Source organism: Blautia sp. CAG:257, assembly GCF_000433815.1.
Taxonomy (GTDB): Bacteria; Bacillota; Clostridia; order Lachnospirales; family Lachnospiraceae; genus Blautia_A; species Blautia_A caecimuris.
The window spans coordinates 1-16,340 of record NZ_HF999023.1 but is presented as its reverse complement, the minus strand read 5'-3'; the positions used below and the strand labels follow the sequence as shown (position 1 = coordinate 16,340).

13 protein-coding genes, 2 tRNA genes and 1 riboswitch are annotated in these 16,340 nt (G+C 44.5%); of the genes, 14 read left to right on the top strand and 1 reads right to left on the bottom strand.

Annotated features, from left to right (window positions below):
• The first annotated feature begins 13 nt into the window (after positions 1-13).
• From QVP40_RS04370 to QVP40_RS04320, 11 genes are all read left to right on the top strand, one after another.
• On the top strand, positions 14-1,549 hold the full coding sequence (locus QVP40_RS04370) for an ABC transporter ATP-binding protein (RefSeq protein WP_022067274.1): 1,536 nt from the start codon (positions 14-16) through the stop codon (positions 1,547-1,549).
• Positions 1,546-2,622 (top strand): ABC transporter permease, encoded by a 1,077-nt coding sequence (locus QVP40_RS04365; protein ID WP_022067273.1) that lies wholly within the window; start codon positions 1,546-1,548, stop codon positions 2,620-2,622. Before QVP40_RS04370 ends, QVP40_RS04365 begins: the two co-directional genes overlap by 4 nt.
• A 12-nt stretch (positions 2,623-2,634) precedes the next feature.
• Positions 2,635-3,615 (top strand): ABC transporter permease, encoded by a 981-nt coding sequence (locus QVP40_RS04360; RefSeq protein WP_022067272.1) that lies wholly within the window; start codon positions 2,635-2,637, stop codon positions 3,613-3,615.
• Between the two features lie 50 nt (positions 3,616-3,665).
• Positions 3,666-3,825, top strand: a riboswitch (FMN riboswitch).
• Between the two features lie 143 nt (positions 3,826-3,968).
• Positions 3,969-4,604 (top strand): ECF transporter S component, encoded by a 636-nt coding sequence (locus QVP40_RS04355; protein WP_022067271.1) that lies wholly within the window; start codon positions 3,969-3,971, stop codon positions 4,602-4,604.
• A gap of 83 nt (positions 4,605-4,687) precedes the next feature.
• Positions 4,688-5,575 (top strand): hypothetical protein, encoded by an 888-nt coding sequence (locus QVP40_RS04350; RefSeq protein WP_288200322.1) that lies wholly within the window; start codon positions 4,688-4,690, stop codon positions 5,573-5,575.
• 15 nt (positions 5,576-5,590) lie between these two features.
• On the top strand, positions 5,591-6,205 hold the full coding sequence (locus tag QVP40_RS04345) for an NUDIX hydrolase (RefSeq protein ID WP_022067269.1): 615 nt from the start codon (positions 5,591-5,593) through the stop codon (positions 6,203-6,205).
• A gap of 207 nt (positions 6,206-6,412) precedes the next feature.
• Positions 6,413-8,581, top strand: coding sequence for a PTS transporter subunit IIABC (locus tag QVP40_RS04340; protein ID WP_022067268.1), 2,169 nt, complete (start codon positions 6,413-6,415; stop codon positions 8,579-8,581).
• 22 nt (positions 8,582-8,603) lie between these two features.
• Complete coding sequence (locus tag QVP40_RS04335; RefSeq protein ID WP_022067267.1) at positions 8,604-9,440, top strand: PRD domain-containing protein; 837 nt, start codon at positions 8,604-8,606, stop codon at positions 9,438-9,440.
• 141 nt (positions 9,441-9,581) lie between these two features.
• The gene (locus QVP40_RS04330) at positions 9,582-9,839 is read left to right on the top strand and encodes an HPr family phosphocarrier protein (protein WP_022067266.1); all 258 of its coding nucleotides are present in this window, start codon (positions 9,582-9,584) and stop codon (positions 9,837-9,839) included.
• A gap of 40 nt (positions 9,840-9,879) precedes the next feature.
• On the top strand, positions 9,880-11,508 hold the full coding sequence (gene ptsP, locus QVP40_RS04325; protein ID WP_022067265.1) for a phosphoenolpyruvate--protein phosphotransferase: 1,629 nt from the start codon (positions 9,880-9,882) through the stop codon (positions 11,506-11,508).
• 293 nt (positions 11,509-11,801) lie between these two features.
• Positions 11,802-13,088, top strand: a complete 1,287-nt coding sequence (locus tag QVP40_RS04320; RefSeq protein WP_022067264.1) for a putative ABC transporter permease — start codon at positions 11,802-11,804, stop codon at positions 13,086-13,088.
• Between the two features lie 58 nt (positions 13,089-13,146).
• On the opposite strand, the gene QVP40_RS04315 is transcribed toward QVP40_RS04320, so the two are convergent.
• Positions 13,147-13,965: a putative hydro-lyase gene (locus QVP40_RS04315; RefSeq protein WP_022067263.1), complete on the bottom strand. Its 819-nt coding sequence runs from the start codon at positions 13,963-13,965 to the stop codon at positions 13,147-13,149.
• A gap of 162 nt (positions 13,966-14,127) precedes the next feature.
• Between QVP40_RS04315 and QVP40_RS04310 the strand changes: the two genes are divergently transcribed.
• The 3 genes from QVP40_RS04310 (at position 14,128) to QVP40_RS04300 (ending at position 16,327) form a co-directional block, all read left to right on the top strand.
• Positions 14,128-15,945: a S8 family peptidase gene (locus tag QVP40_RS04310; protein ID WP_022067262.1), complete on the top strand. Its 1,818-nt coding sequence runs from the start codon at positions 14,128-14,130 to the stop codon at positions 15,943-15,945.
• Between the two features lie 161 nt (positions 15,946-16,106).
• Positions 16,107-16,178, top strand: a tRNA-Glu gene (locus QVP40_RS04305).
• Between the two features lie 76 nt (positions 16,179-16,254).
• A tRNA-Thr gene (locus QVP40_RS04300) sits at positions 16,255-16,327 on the top strand.
• Positions 16,328-16,340 lie beyond the last annotated feature (13 nt).

Here is a 16,340-nt window from a genome sequence, read left to right as displayed (position 1 = left end):
GGAGGGAATAGAAGTGGGAGAGAATTATGCTCTTGAACTGAAACAGATCACCAAGCGTTTCGGTTCCGTTCTGGCAAATGACCATGTGGATCTCACTCTCAGAAAATCCGAGATCCTTGCGATCCTGGGAGAGAACGGAAGCGGAAAAACCACGCTGATGAATATGATCTATGGAATTTACTATCCGGATGAGGGACATATTCTGGTAGATGGAAAAGAAGTTACGATCCGTTCACCAAAGGATTCTCATGCTTTGGGAATCGGTATGGTGCACCAGCATTTTAAACTGGTGGATGTTCTTACAGCAGCAGAAAATATTGTTCTCGGTCTTCCGGGAAAAGCAATGCTGAATATGAAAAAGATCACAGAGGAGATTCAGGTTCTTGTTAATAAATATGGATTTGACCTGGATCTGTCCCAGAAGATCTATGAAATGTCTGTTTCCCAGAAGCAGACGGTAGAAATTGTCAAAATGCTTTACAGGGGAGCCAGGATACTGATCCTGGATGAGCCTACTGCTGTTCTGACTCCTCAGGAGGCGGACAGACTGTTTGATATTCTCAGAAATATGAGGGACGACGGATGCTCCATTATCATTATCACTCATAAGCTTCAGGAGGTTCTGGCTCTTTCTGATCGTGTGGCGATCCTCAGAAAAGGCTGCTACATAGATACGGTAGAGACTTCAGGCGCAAGTGTTCAGAGTCTGTCAGAGATGATGGTAGGCGCCAAGGTGGATCTGGATATCGACCGTCCGGATCCGGTAAATCCGGAGAAACGCCTGGAGATTAAGGGGCTGACCTGCAAAGATAAAGAAGGCGTCAAAACACTGGATGATGTAGATCTTACGGTCAACAGTGGAGAAATCCTGGGTATTGCCGGAATTTCCGGAAGCGGACAGAAGGAACTTCTGGAAGCTATTGCAGGACTGCAGCCTACTGAAAGCGGAAGTATCCGGTTTACAGACAGCGACGGAAATGTGAAAGATCTGGCAAAAATGAATTCTGTGGAGATCCAGGAGCTTGGCGTAAGTCTTGCTTTTGTGCCTGAGGACCGTATCGGTATGGGGCTGGTAGGCGATATGGATATGACAGATAATATGATGCTGCGAAGCTATCACAATGGCAAAGGTGGTCTTCTGGACAGAAGAGGGCCAAGGCAGCTTGCCTCAGAGATCAAGGATCAGCTTGAAGTCATGACGCCAAGTATTTCGGCGCCTGTACGTCAGATGTCAGGCGGAAATGTACAGAAAGTACTGGTAGGACGCGAAATCGCACAGAATCCGAAGATTCTTATGGTAGCATATCCTACAAGGGGAATTGATATTAATTCTTCCCATACCATTTACAAACTTTTAAATGAGCAGAAAAAGCACGGAGTAGCAGTGATCTGCGTTATCGAGGATCTGGACGTACTTCTTGCTCTCAGCGACAGGATCGCTGTGCTCTGCGGCGGAAAAATAAGCGGAGTTGTAAATGGAAGAACTGCCACAAAAGAGGGAATTGGCCTTCTGATGACAAAACATGAAAAAGGAGGGGAGCAGTCATGAAAAGAGAACCTTTCTTAAAAATGGCCAAGCGTGAAAAGATCAGCTGGCAGAAACGGCTTCTGATTCGTTTTATTGCCCTTCTTCTGTCTCTGATCGTGTGCGCGGGCGTGATTTTTTTACTGGTAAGAATGAACCCCATGGATGTATATAAAGCGATCTGGGACGGCGCTTTAGGTTCTGAACGCCGTGTATGGATCACTCTTCGTGATACGATGGTTCTGCTGTGTATTGCAATCGGTCTGGCTCCGGCATTTAAAATGCGTTTCTGGAATATCGGTGCAGAAGGTCAGATTCTGGTAGGCGGAGCCTGTGCGGCAGCTGTGATGATCTATGCAGGGGACAGCATGTCTCCGGTACTCCTTCTTATTATAATGTTTGTATGCAGCGCGCTTGGCGGAATGATCTGGGGAATGATTCCCGGAGTGTTCAAAGCATACTGGAATACAAACGAAACACTGTTTACTCTGATGCTGAATTATGTTGCTATGCAGATCGTTACGTTCTGCATTGTGTTCTGGGAGAATCCCAAGGGCTCCAATACGGTGGGAATTATTAATCAGACCACTCAGGCAGGCTGGCTTCCGGAACTTTTCGGACAGAAATACGGATGGAATGTCCTGATCGTTCTTGTATTTACAGTTGTGATGTTTATTTACCTGAAATACAGCAAGCAGGGCTATGAGATTGCAGTCGTAGGTGAAAGTGAGAATACAGCAAGATATGCGGGAATCCGTGTAAAAAGAGTAATTATCCGTACCATGGCCATTTCCGGCGCTATCTGCGGTGTGGCAGGCTTTATTATTGTCAGCGGCGCAAGTCATACAATTTCCACTGCAACAGCAGACGGCAGAGGCTTTACAGCGATTATTGTTGCATGGCTTTCCAAGTTTAATACATTTATCATGCTGGCAGTATCCTTTGGCATCGTGTTTATGCAGCAGGGTGCAGTGCAGATCGCAACTCAGTACGGATTAAATGAAAATGCTTCCGATGTAATCCTTGGAATTATTCTGTTTTTCCTGATCGGAGCAGAGTTCTTTATTAACTATAAGGTTGAGCGCGCAAAGAAATAGGAGGAAGATGCAATGAGTGTTCTTATTATTTTTATTCAAAAAGCCATTGTCCAGGGCATCTGTATTCTGTATGGTGCGCTTGGCGAGATTATGACGGAAAAATCCGGAAACCTGAATCTGGGAATTCCGGGAATTATGTACATGGGCGGTATTTCCGGCCTTATGGGAGCATTTTTCTACGAAAAGGATAACCCCAATCCCAATGCTCTGGTGGGAGTTCTGATCTCACTTTTGTGTGCGTTTGTGGTTGCATCCCTTGGCGGACTGATCTACAGTGTCCTGACGATTACGCTCAGAGTAAACCAGAACGTAACCGGTCTTGCCCTTACTATTTTCGGTACCGGCTTCGGAAACTTTTTCGGCGGTTCTATTTCCAAGCTTGCAGGCGGTGTAGGACAGATTTCCGTAAAGATTACAGGAAGCGCCTATACAGCCAAGATTCCGGGATTATCTGAAATTCCGGTGATCGGAGATCTTTTCTTCAGCTATGGATTTATGACGTATCTGTGTATCATTGCGGCAGTAGTCCTTTCTGTATTTTTGTTTAAAACAAGATATGGACTGAATCTCCGTGCCATCGGAGAGAACCCGGGAACTGCAGATGCGGCGGGAATCAATGTTACCAAGTATAAATATCTTTCTACCTGTATCGGAGCAGGACTTGCAGGTCTGGGCGGACTGTATTTCGTTATGGAGTATTCAGGCGGAACCTGGACAGACAACGGTTTTGGAGACAGAGGATGGCTGGCAGTTGCCCTTGTTATCTTTGCCCTGTGGAAACCGCTTAATGCCATCTGGGGTGCGTTTCTGTTTGGAGCACTCTACATCCTGTATCTTTATATCCCGGGACTGGGAAGAAGTATGCAGGAAGTATTTAAGGCTCTGCCTTATGTGGTTACGATTATTGTTCTTGTGTTTACCAGCTTCCGTAAAAAGAAGGAACACCAGCCTCCGGCAGGACTGGGACTTCCGTACTTCAGGGAAGAACGCTAAAAAAGTATTGCAAATACATTTATACGGCAGTATAATAAAGCATATAAAAGGAAATTCTTCGGGGCAGGGTGACTGTGATCTGCATGATGCAGAAAGCGGAATTCCCTACCGGCGGTATAGTCCGCGACCCGCTATGAGCGGTTGATCTGGTGACCGGAAGCATCCGGAATCCCAGAACCGACAGTAAAGTCTGGATGAGAGAAGAACACGCTTGTTTTTACGTGCTCAGTGCCCCGGGAATATTTCCCGGGGTTTTTTGCGCAGCAGGAAATCAGTACGCAACCTGAGAGGAATTTTCTTTAAGAAGAAGGCTGTTATTCAGGACCTTCAAAAAAGAAAAGGAGAGATAAAGTATGAGTGAACAGGTTTTAAGAGGTGGGAATGTAATGGAGAGAAGTCGGACAAGGACACTGACACAGATTGCTATGCTGGGAGCTGTGGCAGGAGTACTGATGAACTTTGAGTTTCCGATTCCGTTTCTGGCGCCGTCTTTTTACCAGCTTGATTTTTCGGAGATTCCGGTACTGATAGGAAGCTTTGCCATGGGACCTCTGGCAGGTGTGGTGATCGAGCTGGTGAAGATTCTGGTACATCTTGTGACAAAGGGAACCATGACTGCAGGTGTGGGTGATGTGGCAAACTTTATTCTGGGATGTGCTTTTGTGATTCCGGCAGGCCTGATCTACCGTTTCCACCATATCAAAAGCAGAAAACATGCTGTAGAGGGAATGGCTGCAGGAACAGTTCTTACAACTGCGGCCGCTTGTCTGATGAACGCTTTTGTACTTCTCCCGGCATATGGAAAAGCTTTTGGAATGCCTGTGGAGGCATTTATTGAAATGGGGACAGCTGTAAATCCTTCTGTAAACAGTCTGCTTGGATTTGTGGCAATGATCATTGTTCCTTTTAATCTGTTTAAGTATACACTGACTTCCGTGATCGTGTTTTTTATTTATAAAAGGATCCGTGTTATTTTAAAAGGCGACTGAAAATAATATTGAAATAAAAAGAAAACAATCAGGGCTGAGGCTTTGGTTGTTTTCCTTTTGGGAAGAAAGAAGGAGGGTTTGCTATCAAGGTATATTTTCATCTTCCAGGATTGTTTGAATTTTACGAACTGTATCAGATATTTTTTCCGTTATACCGCAGGCACAGAGAATATTTTTATGACTGGTGTGAGATAGGCTCTGTATACGGAGCTCCGGCAGATTGTATCTGGGGCGGCGGCCGTGTAGGAGAGGGAAATCATGATCCGCAGGAGGTTTTGGCCCTGATGCAGGAATATGGGATTTCAGCCCGACTGACATTCAGTAATTCTCTGCTCAGGCAGGAACATCTTTTGGATAAAAAGTGCAATGCTCTTTGTGAAGTGTTTGCAAAAAAGGGACAAAATGGTGTGATTGTTCATTCAGACCTGCTTCTGGAATATTTAAAAATAAATTATCCGGAACTTTATTTTGTTTCGTCTACCACAAAGGTACTGACAGATTTTCAATTATTTATGAAGGAAGTCAACTGGGAGGATTTTCTTTATGCCGTACCGGATTTTCGTCTCAATAAGTCTTTTGATAAATGGAAAATTCTGTCCCAGAGCCAGAAAGACAAGGTGGAATTTTTATGTAATGAATGCTGCTGGTTTGGCTGTACAGACAGAAAAAGCTGTTATGAGACTGTGAGCCGTAAAAACCTTGGAGAGGACTGTCCGGAGCATCACTGTGCGGCTCCTGACGCCAGTTATGGCTACCGTTTTTCAAAGGCAATGGAAAATCCCGGATTTATCAGTATCGACGATATAAAAAATGTTTACATGCCAATGGGATTTTCTAATTTTAAGATAGAAGGACGGGGACTTGGCAGCGCTTTGATTCTGGAATTTTTGCTTTATTATATGACAAAACCGGAGTATCATATTCATATAAGAGAAAAGATATATTTAGATAACATGCTGGATTTATTTTAAAGGAGAAAATTAACAATGGGAAAGATACATAATGTAGAAAAACTTACCGACAATCGTTTTGTCAACCTGTATCATGTGGATGCAACCAGTGTACATAATACGCCGGTATCTTACTTTGTGGCGTCCAGAGCGAAAACAGTCAGTGAAATGAAGCTGAAAACAGGAAAAAACGATCCGGACGGCGTTATCATCTACAGCCTGTACGGAGAGAAAAAAGACAGGGTGGTTCTGATCCGCCAGTATCGCTATACCCTTGGCGGATATGTATACGAATTTCCTGCGGGACTGGTGGAAGCAGGGGAAGATTTTCACGAAGGGGCAGTCCGTGAAATGTATGAAGAGACAGGTCTTACCTTTACTCCGCTTCATGTGGATCCGGCCTTTGAAAAGCCTTATTTTACTACCGTAGGGCTTACGGATGAATCTTGCGCCACCGTTTATGGTTATGCTTCCGGTGAGATCAGTAAGGCAGCCCAGGAGGACAGCGAGGAGATTGAGGTGGTTCTGGCAGATCGGAATGAAGTAAGACGCATCCTGAAGGAAGAGCGTGTAGCCATCATGTGCGCTTATATGCTGATGCATTTTTTGAAAGATGAAGAACCGTTCGAATTTCTGAATGAAGAAATATAGCTTGACAAATGCGAGAAAAACATGCTATAGTTTTTATGGTTATAAAAGCTATAGTGTGTTACTCTTTGGGAGGCATTAACTATACATAACAAGAAGTGTTTATGTGTAGTAGTGTCTTTTTTTATACAAAAAACCGGTTGAAACAGGATACAGCTGCGTATACTCACTTCTTAGATGATAATAAAAATAAGAAGGAGTAAAGTAAGAATGAAAGACAAAATTTTCAGTGTTCTTCAGCGTATAGGACGAAGCTTTATGCTCCCTATCGCCATCCTTCCGGTAGCAGGCCTTCTGCTGGGTATCGGAAGTTCGTTTACGAACGCAACCACTATTGAAACTTATGGATTAACAAAAATTCTGGGAGATGGAACCATTCTCCACTATCTTCTCATGATTATGAATAAGGTAGGAAGCGCTGTTTTTGACAACCTGCCTTTGATTTTTGCAGTAGGCGTTGCCATTGGGATGGCAAAAAAAGAGAAAGAGGTTTCCGCTCTTTCTGCAGTAATTGCTTATTTTGTTATGAATACAGCAATCAACGCCATGCTTATCAACAACGGACTGATTCTTGAAAATGGAGAGATTGCAGAATCTGTCCTTGAGGGAACAATTACTTCCGTCTGCGGTATTCAGTCTCTTCAGATGGGCGTATTTGGAGGAATTATTGTAGGCCTTGGAGTGGCGGCTCTTCATAATCGTTTTTATAGAATCCAGCTTCCAAGCGCATTGTCTTTCTTTGGAGGAACAAGATTTGTTCCTATTATTTCCACGATCGTATACATGTTTGTGGGAATTTTGATGTATTTTGTATGGCCGGCAGTTCAGAATGGTATTTTTGCACTGGGTGGTCTTGTGACAGGTTCCGGATATGTGGGAACGCTGATCTTTGGTCTCATTAAGAGAGCGCTGATCCCGTTTGGACTGCATCACGTATTCTATATGCCTTTCTGGCAGACTGCAGTTGGCGGCACTATGGAAGTGGCAGGTCAGATGGTACAGGGTGGACAGAATATCTTTTTTGCACAGCTGGCTGATTCCGCAAATATTGCACATTTCAGTGCAGATGCTACCAGATATTTTTCCGGCGAGTTTATTTTTATGATCTTTGGTCTTCCCGGCGCAGCGCTGGCTATGTATCAGTGCGCGAAGCCTGAAAAGAAAAAAGCAGCAGGCGGTCTTCTCCTTTCTGCAGCTCTGGCATGTATGGCAACAGGTATCACAGAGCCGCTGGAATTTTCTTTCCTGTTTGTAGCGCCGGCTCTTTTTGCAGTACAGGTGATCCTTGCAGGTTCTGCTTATATGATCGCTCATATGCTGAATGTTGCGGTAGGTCTTACTTTTTCCGGCGGATTTCTTGACTTTTTCCTGTTTGGTATTCTTCAGGGAAATGAAAAGACCAGCTGGCTTCGAGTAATCCCTGTAGGTATTATCTACTTCCTTTTATACTATTTTATTTTTAAATTCATGATCCGGAAATTTGATTTCAAAACTCCTGGACGTGAAGAAGACGATGTGGAAACAAAACTTTATACAAAGGCAGACGTGAATGCCAGAAAAGCTGCAGCCGGAGAGGTACAGGCTTCAGACAGTGAGGATCCGGTCAGCGAGGCGATCACCAGAGGCCTTGGCGGCAAAAAGAATATCAGTGATGTGGACTGTTGTGCAACAAGGCTTCGTTGTACGATCCACGATGCTTCCAGGGTCAATGACAGCATCCTGAAAGCAACAGGAGCTTCCGGCGTAGTCCATAAAGGAAATGGAGTGCAGGTTATTTACGGACCAAATGTGACGGTGATTAAATCTAATCTGGAGGATTATCTGGAAAAAGCTCCGGATACCTATGCAGAAACAGAGGAAGCAGGAGAAACAAAGCAGGAAGAAACAAAGAATACAGAAACAGAGAAAAAGGTTGTAAAACGCATCGTGATCTCCAGCCCTGTTACCGGAATGGCAGCGGATCTGGGAACAGCTCCTGACGAAGCTTTTGCACAGAAGATGATGGGAGACGGCGCCGTAGTAACACCTGAGGAAGCATTTGTATGTGCTCCGGAGGATGGAGAAGTTGCTTTTGTATTTGACACAAAGCATGCTATTGGATATATGACAGATTCCGGGATCAGCCTCCTGATCCACGTAGGAATCGATACAGTAAAATTAAATGGAGAGGGATTTGAGGTTCTGGTGGAAAACGGACAGAAGGTAAAAAAAGGTCAGCCTATGCTGAAGCTGGATCTGGATTATCTGAAAGCCAATGCGCCGTCTCTGGCGACGCCGGTTCTCTGTACGGAGCTTGAAGACGATCAGAGGATCCGTCTTCTGAAAGAGGGACCGGTGAAAGCAGGAGAACCACTGTTTGAGGTGGAAGTGCTGAACTAGGATCCGATGGGGAAAGATACGGATGATGTACAGGATAGTGAAGGTTTTAAATCATAATACATTTATTGGGATTCGAAGTAAAGATAAGTGTAAATGTCTGATCATGGGAAAGGGCATTGCTTTCGGCAGAAAGGTGAGCGAAAGTATTTCCGTGGGAGAAGATGCAAAAGTCTACACGCTGACGGAACTTACGGAAAGAGGATCAGCAGAAGAGATCATTCGCTCCGTTCCTCCGGAGTGCCTGGAGCTGGCAGGAGAGATCCTTGATCATGCAGAAAAAGTATTTGGTCAGATTGATCGTTCTATTTTATTCCCTATGGCAGATCACCTTGCTTTTGCTGTACAGCGTATCCGAAACCAGGAACAGATTAGTAATCCTCTTACGGAGGATATACGGATCCTGTTCCATCAGGAATACAAGGTTGCCAAGTGTGCCGAACAGCTTCTCAGGGAAAGGCTTCATGTGGAAATTGATGAGCATGAGATCGGATATATTGCCCTTCATGTTCATGCAGCTATTGAAGATCAGAAAGTTTCCCAGGCCATGCAGCTGACCAGGGCGGTAAGAGACTGTATCTCTCTGGTAGAAAAACAGACAGGGACCACCATTGACGTAATGTCTCTTTCTTATAACAGGCTGATGAACCATATCCGTTATATGGTGGCACGCGCTCTCAGCGGGGAAAAACTGAAGGTAAATATGAACGATTATATTTCCATACGTTTTCCAAAAGCATTCGATATGGCATCCCAGGTGTGCGGAGAAATGATGAAAAATCTGAAGATCTGCCTGGATGATGTGGAGGTCGGATATCTTGCCATGCATCTGGAACGTGTGATGGATACGGAATTAAAGTAAGTGTTCATGCGGCTCGTTGCTGTAAAGGTCGTGAACAGCAATGAATTGAATGATGATATGCAGAGTACTTTTTAAAATACTATGGTAAAAAAGATAGATATAATGTAAAATAAAACAAAAAACAAAAAATGGAGGAATATCATGAAATCATTTGAGTACACAATTAAAGACGAACTGGGAATCCATGCAAGACCGGCAGGACTTCTTGCAAAAGAGGCCAAAAAATACAGCTCTGTATGTATGATCGAAAAAGGTGGCAAAAGCGTAAAACTTTCTCAGCTCATGATGCTGATGTCTCTTGGTGCGAAACAGGGAGATCTTGTTAAGGTGACTGCAGAGGGTGAAGATGAGGATACTGCTATTGCAGAACTGGAGAAATTCTTTAACGAAAATCTCTAATCACAAAATATAGAAGCCACAGGTCAGGGAGGAAAAAAGTATGCAGAGTTTCCAGGGAAAATCCGTATATAAAGGAATTGTAATGGGACCGGTAGTCGTCCTCAAAAAGAATGATTATCAGGTAAAGAGATCCAGGATCGAGGATGCAGATGCTGAGACCAGCCGTGTTCAGGAGGCAGTAAAGCGTTCTCAGGAACAGCTTCAGAAGCTTTATGACAAGGCACTGAAAGAAGTCGGAGAGGCAAGCGCGGCTATTTTTGAAGTACATCAGATGATGCTGGAGGATGAGGATTATCTGGAGGCTATTCAGAATATGATCCAGACAGAAATGGTAAACGCAGAATATGCGGTTGCAGTAACAGGGGATAACTTCTCTCAGATGTTTGCATCTATGGATGATGATTATATGAAAGCCCGTGCAGCAGACATCAAGGACATTTCAGAACGTCTGGTCCGCAATCTGAGCGGACAGGAAGATGCAGACTTAAGTGACATCGATCCGTCTGTCATTGTAGCGGATGATCTGAGTCCCAGTGAAACTGTTCAGATGGATAAGGAAAAGATCCTTGCTTTTGTTACGGTTCATGGTTCCACCAACTCTCATACTGCGATCCTTGCCCGTATGATGAATATTCCGGCGCTGATCGGAGTTCCTCTTGCACTTGACGAACTGAAAAATGGTACGACTGCAGTAGTAGACGGATTTACCGGACAGGTAACTTTTGAGCCGGATGAAGAAACTCAGGCAGCCACACTTAAAAGAGTTCAGGAAGAAAAAGAGAAACTTGCTCTTCTGCAGGAACTGAAAGGAAAAGAAAATATCACACTTGATGGTAAAAAGATCAATATCTATGCAAATATCGGAAGTGTTGGAGATATCGGCTATGTTCTGGAGAATGATGCAGGCGGTATCGGACTTTTCAGAAGTGAATTCCTGTATTTAGGCAGAAATGATTTTCCTACAGAGGAAGAACAGTTCCAGGCATATAAGCAGGTTGTGCAGACTATGGCCGGTAAGAAGGTCATTATCCGTACCCTTGATATCGGGGCGGATAAGCAGGTGGACTATTTTAATCTTGGAAATGAAGAGAATCCGGCACTGGGATACCGTGCGATCCGTATCTGTCTGAAGCAGCCGGATATCTTTAAAACTCAGCTGAGAGCTCTTTTCCGTGCAGCTGTATACGGTAACCTTTCTATCATGTATCCAATGATCACTTCTGTTGAGGAAGTGGAAAAGATCTATGAGATTGTGAAAGAGGTGGAGATCGAGCTGAAAGCCCAGGAAATTCAGTACAGGATTCCGGAACAGGGAATTATGATCGAGACTCCGGCAGCTGTTATGATCAGCGACCGTCTGGCTGAGATGGTAGACTTTTTCAGCATCGGAACAAATGACCTGACTCAGTATACTCTGGCTATTGACAGACAGAATGAGAAACTGGATGATTTTTATAATCCGCACCATGAGGCAGTTCTGCGGATGATACAGATGGTTGTAGACAATGCACATAAATGCGGCAAATGGGCAGGTATCTGTGGGGAGCTGGGCGCTGACCTGACTCTGACAGAGAAGTTTGTCCGTATGGGACTGGATGAGCTGTCCGTGGCTCCGTCCATGATTCTGAAACTCCGCAAGATCGTCCGGGAAATGAAAGCAGAAGACTGAATATAGAGATTGTTAACAGGTATCGAAGCCAGATATTTTTACTATATGTTAATATCTGTCATAAAAGCTTTTTGCGAGACATCGGAACTGTGTTCCGGTGTCTTTTTGCAGTTAATATTTCGGATATGCTTATTTATTGTATGATTTCATATTATATGAAACTGAGATTTATAAAAACATATGTGGTAAGAGTAAATATGCCTCGAGATTCTTCGACAAAACTTGACAGGATTCTCCATATGAAATACAATGTTCCCTAACTGAAAAGGGAATTTGCAGAAAAGGAGACAACCATGGTCTATTCGTTTTATCAACTGCTCTGGCTGTACATGATCTATTCATTTATAGGCTGGTGCGGAGAAGTTGCAGTGGCAGCAGTAAAGAGGCATCGTTTTGTAAACAGAGGGGCAGTCAGCGGTCCTTTTTGTCCGATCTATGGTCTGGGAGCTGCTGTGGTGGCTGTATTCTTTCCGGAGCTTAAAGGAAATCCGCTTTTTCTGTTTTTGGGCGGAATGGTAGTCAATACCTTTGTGGAATATGTGACAGGCCGTATTATGGAGATGAGCCTTCATAAAAAATGGTGGGATTATTCAGACCAGAAATTCAATCTGGGAGGATATGTATGCCTGAAAACCTCGGTTCTCTGGGGAATTTGTACCGTTCTTATGATTTATGTGCTGAACCCTGTATTTACTGGACTTGTGGGACTGATTCCAAAGCTCTGGGGAGAAATTATCCTGTGGGTGCTTTTTGGCCTGCTTATTGTAGATTTTATTGGAACAGTGATTGCTGTCTGGGGGCTGAAAAAGAAAAACGGTCGGATCGATCAGATCAGAGAAGGCCTTGGACGTACTTCAAAGCTTCTTGAAAATACCATGACCAGACGGCTTCAGGCGCGTATGATCAAAGCGTATCCCAATCTTGAGAAGGAAGAAAAGGAGGATGTCTTTGCTTCCGGATGTGGTTTCTATAAACTGGCCTGCCTGTTTTTTATCGGAGCCTTTCTCGGAGATATTACAGAGACTGTTTTCTGTCGTTTTTCCATGGGAAGATGGATGAGCCGCAGCAGTGTGGTATTTGGGCCGTTCAGTATTGTATGGGGACTTGGCTGCGCCATGCTTACCTGGATCTTGTACAGATACAGGGAACAAAGTGACAGAAGGCTGTTTCTTTGCGGGACGATTCTCGGCGGTGCCTATGAGTACATCTGCAGTGTGTTTACAGAAATTGTGTTTGGAACTGTATTCTGGGATTACAGTAAAATTCCCTTTAATCTGGGCGGAAGGATCAATCTCCTGTATTGTTTTTTCTGGGGATTTGCAGCTATTATCTGGATGAAGGGTATTTATCCGTTTTTGTCCAGATGGATTGAAAAAATTCCGGTACGGATTGGAAAGCCTTTATGTATGATCATGGTTTTTTTTATGAGCGTAAATATAGCACTGTCCGGACTGGCTCTTGATCGGTATTCCAAAAGACATGATGGCCTTCCGGCAAAAAATGCTGTGGGAGAGCTGATGGATGACTGGTTTCCGGATCCATATATGGAAAAGGTTTATCCGAATATTAAATTCAGGTAGGATAAAAGCCCTTTTGTGTCGGCAGAAATGCAGACATGAAAGGGCTTTTTTGGCAGCTTTATTTCTTTTTCTTTTCCAGATATTCATTCAGAGTGGCATTGGAAATGTCAGTGATAAACATATGGCCTGGCGCGTGAGTGATAACAATGGGCGGCTTTGCATTTTCAACAGCTGCCTGAGGTGTGACACCGCATGGCCAGAACACAGGAATCTCTCCCGGGTAGATATCTACAGCCTCTCCGTAGTCCGGGTTCATGATATCGGTAACGCCGATTGCTTCCGGATCTCCCATCTGTACAGGGGCGCCATGAACATTTGGCATTTTTTCAGTGATCTCATAGGCTTTCTTTGCATTTTCCGGAGTCATTGGACGCATGGAGCATACCATAGGCCCGGAAAAAGGTCCGACAGGGACAGTCTGGATACTGGTTTTAAACATGGGGACATTCCGCCCCTGCGCAATGTGGCGGACTTCGATTCCTTCACGGATCAGCGCCTCCTCAAAAGAGAAGGAACAGCCGATCAGAAAGCCGACATATCCTTCTTTCCAGTATTGAGATGCATCAGTGATTTCCTTTGTAAATACTCCGTTTTCATAAATGCGGTATCTGGGGATATCTGTGCAGATATTTCCGCCTTCTCCCATGTCGTGAGTTTCAGGAGTGCCTTTGATGATTTCCAGAACCGGACAGGGAAAGGGATTTTTTGCTGTAAATTCTTCAAAATCTGCTGCATACTCCGGTGGCAGAATAACAAGATTTGCCTGGGCATAACCCCTGCACATTCCGGCTGTGGGAAAATCAATTTTACCCTGTCTGATCAGACTGCGGACTTGTGAGGGGGCCATATCTATATATGGTGTAATATCAAATGCCATAAAAGAGTCCTCCTTTTTTACGTTAATGTATAAAAATACTATACAGGAAAATAATGGAAAATGCAATCCTGTGTTGTCAGGGAGTGTTGATGTGGATAAGTCAGGTATATTAATAAAAGATTGGTGCATAAAATAAAAAGAAAGCAGCAGAAGGCGGCAGTTATGGCAGACCAGAAGCTTGATAATCTTTTAAATCTCGCCTTAGATTCTACAGAAGAGGAACGGAAAAAGTCAGGGAATTTGAATATCGGATACGAAGAACGGTCCGGAAACTGGGATATCATAGTAAAATATAGTGGTGATGCAGAGGCATTGTCAGGAGAAAGAATCCGGACAGTGCCTCTTTTGGGTGGATATGCAGTGGTGAATCTTCCGGAAGAAGAGATTCCGGAGTTTGCATCAAGACCACAGATAGAGTTTGCAGAGATTCCAAAGCGGTTGTATTTTCAGGTGAACCAGGCGCTGGATGCCGCCTGCATCCGCCCGGTTCAGGAGGGATATTTTCCGGGAGCTGCGCAGACAGGAAATACAGCAGACCGCATGCCTGAACAGATAACTGGCAATATTTCAGGGGGGAAACAGGGGCTTTCCGGGCAGGGAGTGCTTGTGGGAATCGTGGACTCCGGGGTGGACTGGCAGCATCCTGATTTTTGCAATGAAGACGGCACAAGCAGAATCCTGCGGTTATGGGATCAGAGCCTTCTGGCAAAGCCCGGAGAAAATCCCCCGGAGGGATATGCAGCAGGAGTGGAATATACAAAAACAGATATCGACAGGGCATTGAGACTTTCCAGGGCAGAAGGAAAACAAATTGTTCGGGAACAGGACTTCAGCGGTCATGGAACCTCTGTTCTCGGAATTGCGGCAGGAAATGGCAGAGCTTCCGGAGGTGTGAACCGGGGAGTGGCTTATACCAGTGATATTATTGCCGTAAAAATGGGAATGCCCGGAGAGAATTCTTTTCCAAGAACAGCAGAGCTGATGCAGGGAGTTGATTATCTGGTCCGGCAGGCGGCAGAGCTTGGAAGACCAATGGCTGTTAATATCAGCTTTGGGAATAATTATGGATCCCACAGAGGAGATTCGCTTCTGGAGACATATTTAAGCAACGTATCTGATGCAGGAAGGACAGTGATCTGCGTGGGGACGGGAAATAATGGAAATGACAGCGTTCATACAGCAGGAATCCTGGAAACAGGTACGCAGGCAGAAATTCCATTCAGTGTCAGCCCCCGGGAGCCGGTGCTTAATGTACAGCTGTGGAAATCTTACGCAGATGAAATAGAAATTTCTCTTGTGACTCCTTCAGGAGAAAGGATAGGGCCTCTGTCTGAACAGATTGGAACTCAGAGATATCAGGCCGGAGAAACAGAGCTTCTGATCTATTATGGAAAACCAGGCCCTTTCCAGGTGACTCAGGAAATATATTTTGACTTTATTCCGAGAGGAGCTTATATTACAGGAGGTGTGTGGAAAATTCAGCTTCGGGGACGAAGGATCAAAGACGGCAGTTATCAGCTTTGGCTGCCGGGGGGAAGGGTTTTGAATCCGGCAACCGGATTTTATTATCCGAAGGCAGAGGAAACGCTTACGATTCCCTCTACTGCAGCTAAGGTAATTACAGTAGGAGCCTATGATTCCAGACTGAATGCCCCGGCAGATTTTTCAGGAAGAGGCGGGGGCAGCCTTTTTTATCCAAAGCCGGATCTGGCTGCGCCGGGAGTGGAAATTACAGCGCCGGTTCCCGGCGGAGGATATGGAACCGTAACCGGAACTTCGTTTGCTGCGCCTTTTGTTACAGGCTCGGCAGCGCTTTTGATGGAGTGGGGGATCGTCAGGAGAAATGATCCTTTTCTCTGGGGAGAAAAGGTGAAGGCTTATTTAAGACGAGGCGCGCAGCCCCTGCCGGGATTTGATAAATATCCTGATAATCAGGTGGGGTATGGGACATTGTGCGTGGGGGAGAGTATACCGAAATAATATTCTTTTTTACTTTTGTGAGAAAGAATTGAATTGACCTGTCTGTCACAAGTATAAAAGCAAAAAATTAAAAAAAATATAAATTTCCTCTTGCAAAATAAAAACAAGTATGGTATTATAATTTTCGCTGAGGTCAGTAAAACGATTACAGCGAAAAATAAGGCTCCATGGTCAAGCGGTTAAGACACCGCCCTTTCACGGCGGTAACAGGGGTTCAAATCCCCTTGGAGTCATTTAAAAAATATAAAATGTGATTTTCTTTGACTTGATTCCGACATTTGGTGTATAATGTTTTCAGTAGTATTACACGCCGATGTGGCTCAATTGGCAGAGCAGCTGATTTGTAATCAGCAGGTTATCGGTTCGAGTCCGATCATCGGCTTTTTGGACCTTTA

What these genes read in the sequence shown, in the direction of transcription:
- QVP40_RS04365 (WP_022067273.1), top strand. Translation starts at nt 1,546, where the DNA reads ATGAAAAGAGAACCTTTCTTAAAAATGGCCAAGCGTGAAAAGATCAGC.
- QVP40_RS04360 (WP_022067272.1), top strand. Translation starts at nt 2,635, where the DNA reads ATGAGTGTTCTTATTATTTTTATTCAAAAAGCCATTGTCCAGGGCATC.
- QVP40_RS04355 (WP_022067271.1), top strand. Translation starts at nt 3,969, where the DNA reads ATGAGTGAACAGGTTTTAAGAGGTGGGAATGTAATGGAGAGAAGTCGG.
- QVP40_RS04345 (WP_022067269.1), top strand. Translation starts at nt 5,591, where the DNA reads ATGGGAAAGATACATAATGTAGAAAAACTTACCGACAATCGTTTTGTC.
- QVP40_RS04340 (WP_022067268.1), top strand. Translation starts at nt 6,413, where the DNA reads ATGAAAGACAAAATTTTCAGTGTTCTTCAGCGTATAGGACGAAGCTTT.
- QVP40_RS04335 (WP_022067267.1), top strand. Translation starts at nt 8,604, where the DNA reads ATGATGTACAGGATAGTGAAGGTTTTAAATCATAATACATTTATTGGG.
- QVP40_RS04330 (WP_022067266.1), top strand. Translation starts at nt 9,582, where the DNA reads ATGAAATCATTTGAGTACACAATTAAAGACGAACTGGGAATCCATGCA.
- ptsP (WP_022067265.1), top strand. Translation starts at nt 9,880, where the DNA reads ATGCAGAGTTTCCAGGGAAAATCCGTATATAAAGGAATTGTAATGGGA.
- QVP40_RS04320 (WP_022067264.1), top strand. Translation starts at nt 11,802, where the DNA reads ATGGTCTATTCGTTTTATCAACTGCTCTGGCTGTACATGATCTATTCA.
- QVP40_RS04315 (WP_022067263.1), bottom strand. Translation starts at nt 13,965, where the DNA reads ATGGCATTTGATATTACACCATATATAGATATGGCCCCCTCACAAGTC.
- QVP40_RS04310 (WP_022067262.1), top strand. Translation starts at nt 14,128, where the DNA reads ATGGCAGACCAGAAGCTTGATAATCTTTTAAATCTCGCCTTAGATTCT.